The organism is Vibrio sp. 10N.222.52.B7, assembly GCF_041474275.1.
In the GTDB taxonomy this organism is placed as follows: Bacteria; Pseudomonadota; Gammaproteobacteria; order Enterobacterales; family Vibrionaceae; genus Vibrio; species Vibrio crassostreae_C.
On record NZ_JBFRTU010000590.1, the window covers coordinates 1 to 211 of the forward strand.

Annotated in this window: 1 pseudogene; it reads right to left on the reverse strand. The window is 41.7% G+C overall.

What is annotated here, in order from left to right:
• Window positions 1-211: pseudogene (thiP, locus tag AB4512_RS24340) on the reverse strand (thiamine/thiamine pyrophosphate ABC transporter permease ThiP); the annotation flags it as partial.

The following is a 211-nucleotide window of genomic DNA, read 5'->3' on the forward strand; positions in this document are numbered from 1 at the left end:
GGTTTACGTAGTGCGCGCCACTCCACCAGCCTAAAACGAGTGAAACCTGTCATTCCCAAGCTTGCACACACGTATTGATACTGTTGAGATAAATGCAACATAGGTTGGGCTAAGGTTTTAATCACATAAGGCAGTGCCATTAAGCTATTCACGGCAATCACAATAAAGAAAGCTAAGCTAAATACATCGGTAAATGAACGCAGTAATAAGA